Below are 13,807 nucleotides of genomic sequence, written 5' to 3'. Positions count from 1 at the left end.
GACAGGATGTGGGTGTCAGGCCGCAGCGGATGGACCTCGCAGCGGGCGTTCGAGTGCACGGGAGTAGCCTCATGGGGTCAGGTCAGCTGGTGACGGTGTTCGGCGCATACGGTCACACCGGGCGGTTCGTGGTCGCGGAGCTGACCGCGCGTGGGTTCGTCCCGGTGCTGTCCGGGCGCAATGCGCAGACCTTGGAGGAGCTGGCCCAGGAGCACGGGCTGGAGGCCCGGGTGGCGTCGGTCGACGACCCGGCCTCGCTGGACTGGGCCCTGGCGGGAGCGGCGGCGGTCATCAACTGCGCCGGCCCCTTCGCCTCGACCACCGGCCCCGTGATCGAGGCAGCGCTCCGCGCGAAGATCCCCTACCTGGACGTGGCCGCCGAGCTTGAGGCCAACCTCGACACCTTCGCCCACTACCGCGAGCGGGCCCGGGACGCGGGAGCGGTGATCGTCCCAGCCATGGCCTTCTTCGGCGGCCTCGGCGACCTACTGGCCACCGCGGCGATGGGCGACTGGACCGAGGCCGACGAGGCACACATCGCCTATGCGCTCAGCAACTGGCACCCCACCGCCGGTACCCGGCTCTCGGGCGCGGTCTCCCGCGAGCGACGTGGCAACCACCGCCTGCGCTACAGCGGCGGACAGTGGGAGCACCGCACCGACGCCGCGCCCACCCTGGAGTGGACCTTCCCAGAACCGATGGGACCCCGACCGGTGATCGGGGAGTTCACGATGGCGGACGTCGTCACCGTCCCCCAGCACCTCTCCATCCCCGACGTGACCACCTACATGACCGCCGAGGCGGCCCGAGACGTCGCCGCCCCCCAGACGCCGGCCCCGACCGCCACCGACGAGAGCGGGCGCTCGAACCAGACCTTCCTCGTCGACGTCGTCGTCCGCTCCGGCGGAGCGGAACGCCGGGCCACGGCCAGCGGCCAGGACATCTACGCCGTCACCGCGCCCCTCGTCTCCGAGGCCCTCGAGCGCGTCCTGACCGGCCGCACCAAGACCGTGGGCGTCGTCTCCGCCGGCGAGATCTTTGACGCCCCCGACTTCCTGCACGCGCTCGACCTGCACATCACACTCGACCTGCACCCGCAGAAGCAGAACGCCTGACCCGAGCCATCCGCCCGGCCGTCGGGCTCGCGCCCTCAGCGAGCCGTGACGACATGGGCGTCGGCGTCCTCGTTCGATTACCTCACCTTCACGGGTGCTGCCCGAAGTCCTGAACAAACGCTGCCCAAACTCGTGAACAAAGCCACCACGGCGACAGCGTGGATGGGAGATTGGCCACTCCGCTGCCTCCTCGACCGTGCGGATGGTGCGGTTGGCCTTGTCGGGGTCCTGGTGCGTAGTCCAGCCGCAGTCCGACCCGTCGAAGACCTCGACCATGGTGACTCCCGCCAGGCGTGTCCGGTTGAGAGTGCCGGCGTTGTAGGCGATGGCCGACTTGGCGAGCGTCGCGGCCTCAGCCCAGGCGCGGACCGGAACGCGAGCACCGTCGCGGTAGATGACATGGGTCAGCTGGTGACTGGCCGCAAGCTTGCTAGCCAGATTTCTCGCAGCCTGTTTGGTCGTCACGTTGCCCGCCGCGAGCAGTGGGACTTCGCGGCGTGCTGCCTCACGTACTGCTCGGTAGAACTGGTTCGCCATCCTCTCGGCCTCTTGAGAACGGCGTAGGAAGTCGGCGTACGAGTCGGCCGCCAAGGACTGGAGGGCGTCTCGGTGGAACACGGTCCAGGTGAACGACTCGCCCAGGGCTTCAGGGTCGCCAGGCCCCTCAGACGCTCGCCCCGACCGGCAAACTGGCTGGTCAGAAGGTTTCTCCTCGCGTAGCGAGTGGTGGGGCGGGTGGGACTCGAACCCACGGCCGACGGATTATGAGTCCTTTGAGGATCTTGGCGACCCTTGTCGATCCATGCTCATCTTGGCCGTTTTCCCAGCTCAGACGAGGTTTGGCGCCTCAGTCCTTCCCAGCCCTTGTCAGTCTTTTCCGATCCCTGTGTCCAACCTGCGTCCAGTGCGTCCTGGACGGACGCGTACACCCGGTTCAAGGATCCTCTCCCCAGCTGATGAGAGGGTCTCGAAATCTTCTAGTGCGGGTTGTTCGGAGGCTGCTCCAGCACCACCTGTCCGGATGGGCGTTGGGGCAGCAGCGGCAGATGCTGGATCCATGAGCGGCCCGGGCCGGGGTGGAGTGTGGAAGTTCACACCCCGGCCCGGGTCTCATCGGATGTGCTTCGCAGGCTTGGTGGCGGCGTTGAGCAGGTACTCCAGGGGGCCGCGGCGGAAGAAGCGGGACCAGATCGCGGCGAACAGGATGGCTCCGAGGACGTACATGATCAGGGGCAGCCAGGACTGCTGGGTGCCGGTTCCGGCGGGCGTGGACAACCCGCTCTGTGCGAGGAAGTGGCCGACGTAGGCGGTCAGGGACATGGTGCCCACGGCGATGACCGGCTTGGCCAGGCGGCGCAGTCGCGGCAGGCGGTCCATCGCCACCGTCGCGCCCACGATCACGAGGATCGCGATTCCGACGCTGCCGATGATGTCGAACGTGGTGCCGCTGTGCGGCCCGGCCTTCAGGAGAAACGACGCGGACATGTCGGGGAACGACCCTGCATCAGCGGGCATCGACCCGCTGCCGGTGGGCATCGAACCGGAGCCGCCGGACGACGGCCCGTCTTCCGCGAGGCTCCGCAACGCGCCCTTGCCGGCGAGCAGCAGGGACATGCCGTAGGCGGCCGCGGTGAGGGTGGCGCCGAGCGCGGCCAGGCGCTTCAGGATGGTGCCGCAGGAGAGGTCGAGGCGGCCCAGCGCCATGCCCGCGAGGACGAACGACATCCAGGTGAGCGCCGGGTAGAAGCCGGTGAGCAGCAGATCGAGGACGCCGACCTCGCTGAGGTGACGGAGCGGGTCGTAGGTGTTGATGCTCTGCTGGACCGACGGGGTCAGCAGCGAGGTGAGGACGAACGCCAGCTGCGGTGTGACGAGGGCGAACGCGGCCGCGATGATCGCGAGGGTCCTGGCGCTCAGTCGCACCAGGGGCAGGGCGAGGAGGAAGTAGACGCCGTAGAAGCCGAGGATGATCACGCCCCCGTACTCCATCGCCATCACGGTGCCCAGCGCCAGCAGGATCACGGCGCGGATCGCAATGCGGGCCCTCGCCTGCCGGCCCGCCTGGCCGGTCTTGGGCTCGCGGCGGCCGGCGAGCAGCATCAGGGAGAACCCGGCGAGGGTGGCGAACAGGACCGACGAGTGACCGTCCGATATGTATCGGATCCAGCTGCCGACGCCAGTCGTGGCGGAAAGCGGGGGGCCGATGTGCACGACGTACATGCCGAACACCGCCAGCGCGCGAGCCAGGTCCACCCCGACGAGGCGTCCCATCGAGGGACCGGGCGAGGCCGGGGACTCGGGGGAGGTCTGGGGCGGCGGAGGCGAGTTCTCCTGCGGAGCTGATGTCTCCTGCGGCGGCTGTGTCTGTGTCATACGGAGAACCTCGCGTGGACGTCCGGGGGCGGACCATCCGGCAGTCTTCGGGCTCTCCCCCGCCGATCGGCGGGTACCGCCCTGCCGACAGGCGGAGTCTCGTCCTGACCGGTCGGTCCGGTGCGACCGGACGGGCGGTGTTGTCCGGCCACTTGGCGGGGGTGGACCCGACGGTTGCCGGATGGGCCCGTGGCGGCCGGGCTTGAAGGCTGGAGGCATGACAGACCGCGCCGACACAAGGAGCGCGAGGACTGCCCCGGCACTTCGGCCCGCGTACCGGGTTGTGACGCCGCGACACCGCAGAAGAAAGGAACTTCGTGAACACCGCATCCGTTCCGACGACGGATGAGCCGTCCCTGTCCGCCCGGGAGACGATCAAGGCACTGGGCGCGTATGTGCGGCCGCACCGGTGGGCGGTCGCCCTCGGTCTGTTGTGCGCCCTGGTCGGGGCCGCCGGGGGGCTGCTGCAGCCGCTGGCCACGAAGGCGCTGGTGGACCGGCTGGCCTCCGGTGAGACCATCGCCGGGATCCTGATCGCGCTCACCGTGCTGGTGGTGCTGGGCACGGCGGTTGAGGCGTTCGGCGCGTACGTGCTGGAGCGGACGGCGGAGTCGGTGGTCCTGGCCGCGCGGCGCACCCTTGTGGGGCGGCTGGTGCGGTTGCGGATCTCGGAGTGGGAGCGGATCCCGCCGGGTGATCTGATGTCCCGGGTCACTTCGGACACCACGCTGCTGCGGGCGGTCAGCACCCAGGCGGTCGTCTCCGCGGCCACCGGCGCGGTGGCCTTCGTCGCGGCGGTCGTGGTGATGGCGTTCCTGGACGTCGTGCTGCTGGGTGTGACGCTCGGTGTGATCGTGTTGGTCGGTGGGGCCGCCGCGCTGGTGATGCCACAGATCGCGCGGGCCACCGAGGGGTCGCAGAAGGCGGTCGGGGAGATCTCCGTCGGATTGGAGCGGTCTCTCGGGGCGTTTCGCACGGTGAAGGCGTCCGGTGCCGAGGAGCGGGAGACCGCACCCCGACTCGGGCGGCGCGCATGGACGACGCCGTGTGGGTCCTGTTCACCGCCCTTGCCTCGGCCCTGGCTCATGGATACGCCCACCAGATCGCTCACCGCGATGCTCAGGGCCATCCCGGCATACGGGGAGTGGTGCGCGCAGTCCTCGCCGAATGGCCGCTGGTAGTGGCGGCGTTGCCCACCACACTGCTGCTGTGGGGGGCGGGCCTTGGCTGGTGGCACTCCACAGGCATCGAGTACGTCGCCTTCGGAATCAACACCGTCCTGCTCCTGGGCTGGGGCCTGCTCGCCTCCCGGGCCGCAGGCCGTACGTGGGGACGAGCCGTCAGGATCGGCGGTACTGACGCGCTCTTGGGGGTGGCCGTCGCCTTGGTCAGCACCCTGCTGAAGTGAGGCGGCGATCAGGGCTGTCGTGCGCTGCCGGTTGAGGCTCACGTGTGAGCCGCAAGCCGCAAGCCGACAGAACAGCATGTCAGTCCGCGCTCAGGGGAACCCTCAGCCGCACCCGGTAGCCGCCCTGAGCAGTCGGGCCCGCGTCCAGGGCGCCGTGCAGGATCTCGGCCCGTTCCCGCAGGCCGACCAAGCCCTGCTGCGAACCGGGCAAGGAGAGGGAGGGGCGCGTGGGAGGGGTGTTGGTGACGGTCACTCCAATACCGTCCCCGTCCTGCCACAGCTCGACGCGAGCGTTGGCGCCGGGGGCGTGCTTGCGGACGTTGGTCAGCGCCTCCTGAACCGTGCGGTAAAGGGCGCGTTGGGCGGGTGTGCCCACGGTGGGTGGCAGCTCACCCGTCAGCTCCGTGTGAGTGCCGCTGGATTCGACCAGTTTGCGCAGGTCGGCCAAGGTGGGCTGCGGCGTCAGCTCGGTGGATTTGCCGCCGGAGGCGCGCAGCAGCGTGACCATGGTGCGCAGCTCGTCGAGGGTGGTGACGCTCAGCGAACGGATCGTGCGGGCGGCCTCCTTGGCGTCCGCGTCCCGCGCGGCGACCTGCAACGCCCCGGCCCGTACGGCGATCAGGCTGACCTGGTGGGAGACCACGTCGTGCATCTCGCGGGCCAGCTGGGCGCGTTCACGGGCGAGCACGGCCTGGGCGTGCAGGGTCCGCTCGTGCTCCCTGGCCTCCTCGACCTCGGCCAGCCGCCGCGCCAGGTCCCGTCGTGCCTGGAGAAGCTGGCCGAAGAGGACCGGGGCGACGCTGGTTGCCAGGCCGTACACGAAGAAGACCAGCGTCATGGTCCGGTCCGCCTCGGCCAGGGGCCACGGAGTACTGCTCGCGACGGCGGCCAGGACGACGCACACCGCGAGGAGACGGCGGTTGCGGGAGCGTTCGGCCAGCGTGAACAGCGCCGCGAGCACAGCGACGGCGACATCCTGCATCAGCGCGATGGGCAGGGTGAGCAGGAAGACGCCGAGCGGGAACCTGCGCCGGAACGCCAACGCGGCGCAGCCGACCGCGGCCAGCGTGACCTCGGGACGCGTGTGCTCCCACATGTCCACCACCAGCACATCCACGGCCGCCACCGCCACCAGGACGATGTCGACGACCGGCGCGGGAACCCGCTGCCACACGGCACGTGCACGGCTCATCGGCCGGCCTCCGACCGCGGGCGCTCGTCGAGCAGCCCGGCCCGCTGCGCCAGCAGCGCGGCCTGCACCCGGCTCGTCACCCGCAGCTTCGTGAGGATCGCGCTGACGTGGTCCTTCACCGTGCCCGCCCCCAGGTGGATACGCGCCCCGATATCGGCGTTCGACAGCCCCTCCGCCACCAGGACGAGGACGTCGCGCTCCCGCGCGGTGAGCAGCCGGACCCGCGCGGCCTCCTCGTCGACGGCCGCCTCGGTGCCGGGGTGGCTGTGCACCAGCGTCCGCGACGCCTTGGGCGACAGCACCACACCGCCCGCGACCAGGGTCCGCACCAGGTGGGCAAGCTGCTCCGGCTCCGTGTCCTTGAGCAGGAAGCCGGCCGCGCCGGAGTTCAGCGCGGTCAGGATGTACTCGTCGGCGTCGAACGTGGTCAGCATCGCCACCACCGGCGGATCCGGCATCGTCCGCAGCTCGCGCAGGACGGTGAGCCCGTCGACGTCCGGCATCCGGATGTCCAGCAGCACCACGTCCGGCCGCTCCCGCCGGACGGCCTCCACCGCGTGGCCGCCGCTCGCGGTCGCGACGACCTCGATGTCCTCGGACGCGCCCAGAATGAGTTCGAAGCCCGAGCGGACCAGTGCCTCGTCGTCGACCACCACTACCCGGATCACGCGCTCCGCCTCACCTTCGTTCATGCCGTCCGGCCCATGTCGACTCGACCCTAAAGCCACGTAGAGCTCTTGCGGCCCGGCGAGCGGCAGCTCCAGCCACACGGCGGGGTAGCACCCACCACTCGGCAGGGACACGGCAGCCTTCTGCCGGATAGTCCATGATCGGCCCGGGTCTCCAGCCTGAGGGTCATGACCCATCACCCGGACTCCCCGCCGCTTACGGCCGACGCGCCGTCCCCCGAACGCGAGCGCAGCGAGCCCTCGACCGGCGCGCCCGGCGTGGGCCGGCTGATAGGGCTGGACCTGGCCCGCGGCCTGGCCGTCTTCGGCATGTACGCGGTCCACGTAGGCCCCGCCCCCAGCCAGGGCGGGGTCATCGGCTTCCTGATGGAACTGGCGCAAGGCCGCTCATCCGCCCTGTTCGCCGTCCTGGCCGGCTTCGCGGTCGCCCTCATCACCGGCCGCCGTACACCGAAGACCGGCCTGGCCGGCCGGCAGGCCGTCGCCAAGGTGATCATCAGGGCCGTGATCCTGCTGGCCCTTGGCACCGCCCTGACCCTGACGGGCACCCCGGTCGTGCCGATCCTCGCTTTCTACGGACTGTTCTTCCTGCTCGTGCTGCCGCTGTACCGGCTGGGCGCCAAGCCACTGGCGTTGATCGCCGCAGGATGGGCCCTGGTAGGTCCGCAGCTGCTGTACGCGCTGAAGCCGGTGGTCGGCGGCCGCGTGTTCCTCTCCTACGGCCAGGCCGACGGCCCCGTCTCACTGTTCTTCACCGGCGGTTATCCGGCCCTGACCTGGGTCCCGTTCGTGATCGCCGGTATGGCTGTCGCCCGCTGCGACCTGGCTGCCAAGGCTGTCCGGATGCGCCTCGCCCTCACCGGCGTCGCCCTCGCCGTCACCGGCTACGGCGGCTCCTGGCTCGCGGTGCGTCTCGTACCCGGTGCCGCCGAAGCCGTCCGGAAAGCCGAAGAGGGGCCGGGCATGTCGTCCGTGTCGTCCGTGTCGTCCGTGTCGCCCGACAGCATCGGCATCTTCGGCGACACCCCCGCCGGGATGCTGGCCTCAGCCCCGCACAGCGAGGCGACCCTGTCCATCATGGCCGCCACGGGTGTGGCGATCCTGGTGATCACCGCGTGCCTGACCGCCATGGACGCCTTTCCCCGGCTGCGCCGCCTGGCCAAGCCCGTCATAGCGGTCGGCTCGATGTCACTGACGGCGTACGTCTACCACATCGTCGCCATCTGGCTCCTGGACACCGAGACATCGGCCGTCCCGCCGCTGCACATCCTGCTCGGCCTCATCGCGTCCGTCACCGTCCTCGCCACCCTCTGGTCCCGCTTCGTAAAGCGAGGGCCGCTCGAATGGCTGATGGGCAGGGCGACCGGACTGGCCCGACACATCCGATAAGACACATCGGGGTATGTCGCTTCCCGCGGATGCCGTTCCGACGCGAGTTCGGACGTCACCCCGCCGCCCGCCTGTGTGATCAATATCGATGAGAAGTGACGCCGCTCGGCCTTCAGGCGGAGCGGAAGAACTGCCGGCTCGTGGTGAGCCTGCCGACCCGCGGCATCGCGGCGACCAGCTCGACCACCACAGGCGTGCCTGTACGACCGAGACCGGGCCCCCGCCGATCGGAGGGGACCGGTCGGCCGACCGGCGGGGGACCTCCTGAAGCCCGGCGGATGGTCGACCGCCCCCGCCTCGGCAAGGTTGTCCCGGTGACCGAGATCGAAAGCGCCAAGAAGGCGCCTACCCAGCCCTTACCCGCACCCGAGTCCGCCACAGCGACGAAACGCCCTTCGTCGACCGCACGGTTGGCCGGAGTGGACCTCGCCCGTGCCGTGGCCGTGTTCGGAATGTTCGCCGTGCACGTCGGCCCCTTCAATCCCTTCCCCACCTCCGGCGACGGCGCGGGCACCTGGTTCGTCTGGCTGGCGAGCGGCCGGGCCTCGGCGCTGTTCGCCACCCTCGCCGGATTCTCGCTGGTGCTGATCGCCGGCCGCCTGGAGCCGAAGACCGGACTGGCCGGCCGGCAGGCGAAGGCCAGGATCGTGATCCGGGCCGTGATCCTGCTCGTGGTGGGCACCGCGCTGGCGATGACCAACTTCGGCGGCGGCGTCGTCATCAACTTCTACGCGGTGTACTTCCTGCTGGCCCTGCCCCTGCTGCGGCTGCGGGCCAGGACCCTCGCGACCATCGCGGTCGCGCTCGCGCTCATCGCGCCGCAGGTGGCGTACTGCCTGCGGGCGCTGCTCAGCGAATCGATCGTGAACACCATCGACTCCTACGACCCGATCGCGCGCCTCTCCGGCGTGGGCGTGCTCGACTTCCTGCTCACCGGCTTCTACCCGGCGATCACCTGGATGACGTTCGTGGTCACCGGCATGGCGCTGGGCCGGCTTGATCTGTCCTCGGGCGCCGTGCGGCGGCGGCTGGCCGTGGTCGGGCCCGCGCTGATCGCGTTCGGATACGGCGTCTCGTGGTTGGCGCTCCGGCTGACCGGCGGCGCCAAGGAGATGGCGGCCGGGATGCCCGGCATGAAGGAGTTCGACGTCCTCAAGGACCGCGGTGCCATGCAGGATCCCGGCATGGCAGAGGGATCCTTCGACCTGCCGGTCGGCAGTGGGCTGTGGGGCCCCGACGGCTGGGGGCTGCTGGCGGCCGAGCCGCACAGCGGTTCCACGTTCGAGTCGTCGGCTGCCTGGGTGTCGCGATCACCGTGATCCTGTGCCTGACGGTGGCCGTGGACCGGCTGCCGGTGCTGCGCCGGCTGGCAGCGCCAGTCATCGCCGTCGGAACCATGTCCCTGACCCTCTACGTGAGCCACATCCTGGTGATCCTCGCCCTGCCCGGCGAAGCGGTGACCCCACCGCAGTCCGCCTCCTTCGAGCTGCTGCTCTGCTTCGTCGTCGGAGCCACCCTGTTCGCGGCGACCTGGTCCCGCTTCTTCCACCGCGGACCGCTGGAGTACCTCCTCAACACCACCACCAAACTGGCGAACCGCGTCCGCTGAGCCTCGGGCGGGCATACCTCTGTTGAGGGGTGTGCGGCCGCCGCCGAGCCCTGCCGGTTCTGGTGCCAGGTCCCGTCGGTAAAACCAAGCCCACCCGCGCCTGCACACCGGATCACGTCACGCCTGAGCAGTGGCCATCGATGCCTCTCGATGGACAGGATGAGCAGGAGCACCGGTGCGGCAGTGGGGCGCGACCCGCCCAGTCCGGCCCGTCCCGCCATGTCTGCCGGTCCTTTCCGGGCCGTTTCCGGTACGGGCCGTTTTCGCGTCCCAGCTCGGACCGCACCCCGTTCGGGCGGCCTCCGTACCCAGCCGCCGGCCCGGCAGACCCGCCTACTCGAAGGCCCCCGGGCAGCACTTCTCAAATCCTCGTGTCCAGCCAGCGTCCAGAATCCGGCGCCCAGGCCTCGTACACGCCACCCGCGGAGACCTGCCTCATCACCGGAACACGACATCTACGCAGGTGAGAGCGATGCGGACTAACACCGACCGCAACGGAGCCGAACTCGCGAGCAGCGGATTCAGTCCGTTCAGGCAAAGTTGACGATCCGACAGGACAAAATGAACGTTTCCGCAGGTCAGAAGCCTGCGCAAGTGGGGCGGGTGGGACTCGAACCCACGGCCGACGGATTATGAGTCCGCTGCTCTAACCGGCTGAGCTACCGCCCCATAGCGGCGTGTCGCGTACATGTGTGCGCGCCGTCTGCCGCAGCATAGCCGCTCATACGATCTCCTGCTTCGGATGGTCGGCTTCGTGCGGCCTTCATGACCTTGAGGACTGCGTCGCACGTCATCGCGGTTCCCAGGACTTGAAGTCGGACATGAAAAAGGACCCCGGTGGGGTCCTCGTTCAGCATGCTCCCCCGACTGGACTCGAACCAGTAACCTGCCGGTTAACAGCCGGCTGCTCTGCCAATTGAGCTACGGAGGACCGAGCTCCCCCGACTGGACTCGAACCAGTAACCTGCCGGTTAACAGCCGGCTGCTCTGCCAATTGAGCTACGGAGGAATGCCTCGTTTGCATCGAACGTACCTCCCTGGGTATCTGCCAGGGGGCGGGCGCTCGCTGCGACACATACATTAGCGCAAGCAGGGGGGTGCTTCGCCAATCGGTTCCCCCGTGCCGATGCCGCACCAGATACCTACGCAAGGGAGAGGGTGGCCGTCATGCGCTACCGGCTCACGTTCGTCGCCGGAATCGTCCTGGGTTATGTGCTGGGCACACGGGCCGGTCGCGAGCGCTACGAACAGCTGAAGAAGTCGGCGCGTCGCGTCGCTGAGAACCCCGCGGTCCGCAACACCGCCGAGTCGGCGGCGCAGCAGGGCCGCGAGTTCGCGGGCAAGGCGTACCACGCGGTGAGTGACAAGGTCGGTGACAAAGTGCCCGAGTCGGTGGCGGGCCGGGTGCGGTCGCTGCGGGAACGCAGCGCGCACGACGGCGGTGCCGACGACTGGGGTACGAGCAACACGTAGCCCCGTGACACGCAACGGGCGACGAGCCGACACGTTCACCCTCTGCGGTGCGGCAGAATTTTCGCCATGGGGATAGTCGCCGGGTTGGACAGTTCGCCCGATTTCACTCGTATCGTCGTCTGCGACGCGGACACGGGGGCCGTGCTCAGGCAGGGCTATGCGCCACATCCGGTGGAGGGCGCCGAGGGTGGCGGCCGTCCCTCCGATGTCGATCCGCAGGCCTGGCTGCTCTCCCTCGGGGAGGCGGCCGGCGGCGGGCTGCTCGAGGGCGTGCAGGCCATCGGCGTGTCCGCGCAGCAGAACGCGGTCGTGCCGCTGGACTCGCAGGGCAACACCGTGCGGCCCGCGCTGGTCGGCGGTGACCGGCGGGCGCAGGTCGCGGCGGCGGACCTGGTCGACGCGCTCGGCGGGCGCGAGGCCTGGGCGCAGGCCGTGGGGTGCGTGCCGCAGGCCGCGCAGCCGGTGACGAAGCTGCGGTGGCTGGCGAAGAACGAGCCGGACGCCGCCGTGCGCTCGGCGATCCTCATGCAGGCCCACGACTGGCTGGTGTGGCAGCTGCTCGGGCGGCCGGTGCGCAGGACCACCGACCGGGGTGGCGCCTCCGGGACCGGGTACTGGTCGGCGGCCACCGGCGGCTACCGGCCCGATCTGGTCGAGCTGGCCCTCGGTCACCAGGCCATGCTGCCCGAGGTGATCGGGCCGTCCGACGCGGCCGGTACGACGCCGGAGGGGCTGCTGATCTCCGCCGGGACCGGCGAGACCCAGGCCGCCGCGTTCGGGCTCGGCATCGGGCTGGGCGACGCGGTGGTGTCGCTGGGTGCTTCCGGGTCGGTGATGGCCGTCCACCCGGAGGCCCTCGTCGACAACACCGGCATGATCACCGCCCTGGCCGACGCCACCGGCATGCACCTGCCGGTCGTCACCACCCTGAACGCCGTACGGACCCTGCGCGGCGCCGCCGAACTGCTCGGCGCGTCCGATCTGGAGGGCCTGTCCGACCTGGCGATGAAGTCGACGCCGGGGTCGCACGGGCTGGTGCTGCTGCCCTATCTGGAGGGTGAGCGGACGCCCAACCTGCCGCACACCGCCGGGACCCTGGCGGGCCTCAGGCGCGAGTCGATGCGGCCCGAGCACCTGGCGAGAGCCGCGTTCGAGGGCATGCTGTGCGGGCTCGCGGACGCGCTCGACGTGCTGCGCGGCCGGGGCGTGGAGGTGCGGCGGATCTTCCTGCTCGGGGCGGCCGCCGAGCTGCCCGCGGTGCAGGCCGCGGCGCCCATGCTGTTCGGCGCGCAGGTCGTGGTGCCGCAGCCCGCGGACTACGCGGCGATCGGCGCCGCCCGGCAGGCCGCCTGGGCGCTCGGTGTCTCCCAGGGCACCCTCGACCCGCGCAACCCGCCGGCCTGGCAGGGCGCGGCAGCGCAGGTCCTGGAACCCGGCGAGGAACTGGCGGTGGGGCAGGCCGTGCGCCAGCAGTTCGTGTCGGTGCGGGAGCAGACGCACCCGGGGGCGTTCCGGCCGTAGGAAGTGGCCGCAGATGGTCCTAGGTGCCCCCAGGTGTACTCGGCAACCTTGATCGTCAGGAGTCACGTTCACTGCTGCCGGTCGGGCCGTTCGGTCACTGCTCGATCCAGCTGCTCACGCTGCGGTGAACCGTTCGGCGGCCTTCCAGAGTTCGCCTTCGCGCCGTGGGTCGTAGGACTCCTCCGACGAGCGGTCCGCACGGCCGCGGTCGACGTAGGAGCCGGTCGGTGCCCGGGTCGTGCCGAGGACGACGTCAGCGAGGTAGCAGCCCGCGGCGTTGCGGCTGGTGGCGAACGGCGTGAGGGTCATCATCGGCAGGATGCGCCGCATCGCGAATCGGGAGACGGGGCCGGCGTTGCGGGCGAGACCGGTGCCGGGGACGAATCCCGGGTTGTAGGCGACGGCGTCGATCCCGGGTGGCAGCCGGCGCGCGTACTCGTGAACCAGGTAGATCGCGGCCAGCTTGCTCGTCGAGTACGCGGTACGCCCGCCGGCCGCGGTGTCCGGCTTGGCGAAGGCGCCCGTGCGGGCGAGGACATCCGGGGACTTCCAGGCCGGGCCCGGCACCATGCCCATGTTGTGCTTGAAGTCGCCGAAGTGGGTGTCGCTGGCGGTGATCACGATCCGGGCGGGTGCGGCGAAGCGGTCCTGGAGCAGGCGCACGAACAGGTGGTTGGCGAGCACGTTGACCGTGAAGGTGGACTCGAACCCCTCGGGTCCCTCGGTGAGCGCGTTCGTGTACTGGATGCCCGCGTTGCCCACGAAGCGGCGCAGCGGTGGCAGGTCACCGCGGTCGAGCCGGTCGCGGATCCCGATGGCGGCCGAGCGGACGCTCTCCAGCGAGCCGAGGTCCGCCGAGACGTGCGAGACGGCGTGCCCGCCCGTAGCGAGTTCCGCAGTGAGCTGTGCGCCGGAGGATCCGCGGGTGACGACGAGAAGGTGCACGTCCGGCGACCGGCGCAGGATCTGCTCCGCGGCGACGCGGCCGATCCCGCGGCTCGCGCCCGTCATCACGAGGGTGTGCTTCATGGGAGGCTC

Annotated in this window: 9 protein-coding genes, 3 tRNA genes and 2 pseudogenes; 7 read left to right on the top strand and 7 right to left on the bottom strand. The window is 70.3% G+C overall.

Annotated elements, in window-relative coordinates:
* The first annotated feature begins 71 nt into the window (after positions 1-71).
* On the top strand, positions 72-1,115 hold the full coding sequence (locus tag ACFYWX_RS09455; protein ID WP_389423377.1) for a saccharopine dehydrogenase family protein: 1,044 nt from the start codon (positions 72-74) through the stop codon (positions 1,113-1,115).
* Positions 1,116-2,225: 1,110 nt separating this feature from the next.
* Here the strand turns inward: ACFYWX_RS09455 and ACFYWX_RS09450 are convergent.
* Entirely contained in the window at positions 2,226-3,488 is a 1,263-nt protein-coding gene (locus ACFYWX_RS09450; protein ID WP_389423376.1) for a DUF418 domain-containing protein, read from the bottom strand.
* A 317-nt stretch (positions 3,489-3,805) separates the two neighbouring features.
* Between ACFYWX_RS09450 and ACFYWX_RS09445 the strand changes: the two are divergent.
* Both ACFYWX_RS09445 and ACFYWX_RS09440 read left to right on the top strand, forming a co-directional pair.
* Positions 3,806-4,525 (top strand): annotated as a pseudogene (locus tag ACFYWX_RS09445) (ABC transporter transmembrane domain-containing protein); the annotation flags it as partial.
* A gap of 110 nt (positions 4,526-4,635) precedes the next feature.
* On the top strand, positions 4,636-4,896 hold the full coding sequence (locus tag ACFYWX_RS09440) for a hypothetical protein (RefSeq protein ID WP_389423375.1): 261 nt from the start codon (positions 4,636-4,638) through the stop codon (positions 4,894-4,896).
* 79 nt (positions 4,897-4,975) lie between these two features.
* Here ACFYWX_RS09440 and ACFYWX_RS09435 read toward each other — a convergent pair whose 3' ends face one another.
* Together ACFYWX_RS09435 and ACFYWX_RS09430 are read right to left on the bottom strand one after the other, a co-directional pair.
* Positions 4,976-6,088 (bottom strand): sensor histidine kinase, encoded by a 1,113-nt coding sequence (locus ACFYWX_RS09435; RefSeq protein WP_389423374.1) that lies wholly within the window; start codon positions 6,086-6,088, stop codon positions 4,976-4,978.
* Positions 6,085-6,780 carry a response regulator gene (locus ACFYWX_RS09430; protein WP_381466178.1) on the bottom strand — a complete coding sequence of 232 codons (696 nt, stop codon included), beginning with the start codon at positions 6,778-6,780 and terminating at the stop codon, positions 6,085-6,087. The genes ACFYWX_RS09435 and ACFYWX_RS09430 overlap by 4 nt, the downstream gene beginning before the upstream one ends.
* Positions 6,781-6,945: 165 nt before the next feature.
* On the opposite strand from ACFYWX_RS09430, the gene ACFYWX_RS09425 reads away from it, so the two are divergent.
* Together ACFYWX_RS09425 and ACFYWX_RS09420 are read left to right on the top strand one after the other, a co-directional pair.
* Positions 6,946-8,166: a DUF418 domain-containing protein gene (locus ACFYWX_RS09425; protein ID WP_389423373.1), complete on the top strand. Its 1,221-nt coding sequence runs from the start codon at positions 6,946-6,948 to the stop codon at positions 8,164-8,166.
* Between the two features lie 314 nt (positions 8,167-8,480).
* Positions 8,481-9,775: pseudogene (locus ACFYWX_RS09420) on the top strand (DUF418 domain-containing protein).
* Positions 9,776-10,370: 595 nt separating this feature from the next.
* On the opposite strand, the gene ACFYWX_RS09415 reads toward ACFYWX_RS09420, so the two are convergent.
* The 3 genes from ACFYWX_RS09415 to ACFYWX_RS09405 form a co-directional block, all read right to left on the bottom strand.
* Positions 10,371-10,444, bottom strand: a tRNA-Ile gene (locus tag ACFYWX_RS09415).
* Between the two features lie 189 nt (positions 10,445-10,633).
* Positions 10,634-10,706 (bottom strand) — tRNA-Asn (locus ACFYWX_RS09410).
* A gap of 5 nt (positions 10,707-10,711) precedes the next feature.
* Positions 10,712-10,784 (bottom strand) — tRNA-Asn (locus tag ACFYWX_RS09405).
* 158 nt (positions 10,785-10,942) lie between these two features.
* Here ACFYWX_RS09405 and ACFYWX_RS09400 point away from each other — a divergent pair.
* Both ACFYWX_RS09400 and ACFYWX_RS09395 read left to right on the top strand, forming a co-directional pair.
* Complete coding sequence (locus tag ACFYWX_RS09400; RefSeq protein ID WP_389423372.1) at positions 10,943-11,248, top strand: YtxH domain-containing protein; 306 nt, start codon at positions 10,943-10,945, stop codon at positions 11,246-11,248.
* Positions 11,249-11,314: 66 nt separating this feature from the next.
* Positions 11,315-12,769 carry an FGGY family carbohydrate kinase gene (locus tag ACFYWX_RS09395; RefSeq protein WP_389423371.1) on the top strand — a complete coding sequence of 485 codons (1,455 nt, stop codon included), beginning with the start codon at positions 11,315-11,317 and terminating at the stop codon, positions 12,767-12,769.
* A 114-nt stretch (positions 12,770-12,883) separates the two neighbouring features.
* Here ACFYWX_RS09395 and ACFYWX_RS09390 read toward each other — a convergent pair whose 3' ends face one another.
* Positions 12,884-13,798, bottom strand: coding sequence for an SDR family NAD(P)-dependent oxidoreductase (locus ACFYWX_RS09390; protein ID WP_389423370.1), 915 nt, complete (start codon positions 13,796-13,798; stop codon positions 12,884-12,886).
* Between the last annotated feature and the right edge of the window lie 9 nt (positions 13,799-13,807).

The organism is Streptomyces sp. NPDC002888, from assembly GCF_042888465.1.
Lineage (GTDB): Bacteria > Actinomycetota > Actinomycetes > Streptomycetales > Streptomycetaceae > Streptomyces.
Note: the sequence above shows the minus strand (reverse complement) of the source record. Positions and strands in the feature narration are given on the sequence as shown.

What these genes read in the sequence shown, in the direction of transcription:
- ACFYWX_RS09455 (WP_389423377.1), top strand. Translation starts at nt 72, where the DNA reads ATGGGGTCAGGTCAGCTGGTGACGGTGTTCGGCGCATACGGTCACACC.
- ACFYWX_RS09450 (WP_389423376.1), bottom strand. Translation starts at nt 3,488, where the DNA reads ATGACACAGACACAGCCGCCGCAGGAGACATCAGCTCCGCAGGAGAAC.
- ACFYWX_RS09435 (WP_389423374.1), bottom strand. Translation starts at nt 6,088, where the DNA reads ATGAGCCGTGCACGTGCCGTGTGGCAGCGGGTTCCCGCGCCGGTCGTC.
- ACFYWX_RS09430 (WP_381466178.1), bottom strand. Translation starts at nt 6,780, where the DNA reads ATGAACGAAGGTGAGGCGGAGCGCGTGATCCGGGTAGTGGTGGTCGAC.
- ACFYWX_RS09425 (WP_389423373.1), top strand. Translation starts at nt 6,946, where the DNA reads ATGACCCATCACCCGGACTCCCCGCCGCTTACGGCCGACGCGCCGTCC.
- ACFYWX_RS09400 (WP_389423372.1), top strand. Translation starts at nt 10,943, where the DNA reads ATGCGCTACCGGCTCACGTTCGTCGCCGGAATCGTCCTGGGTTATGTG.
- ACFYWX_RS09395 (WP_389423371.1), top strand. Translation starts at nt 11,315, where the DNA reads ATGGGGATAGTCGCCGGGTTGGACAGTTCGCCCGATTTCACTCGTATC.
- ACFYWX_RS09390 (WP_389423370.1), bottom strand. Translation starts at nt 13,798, where the DNA reads ATGAAGCACACCCTCGTGATGACGGGCGCGAGCCGCGGGATCGGCCGC.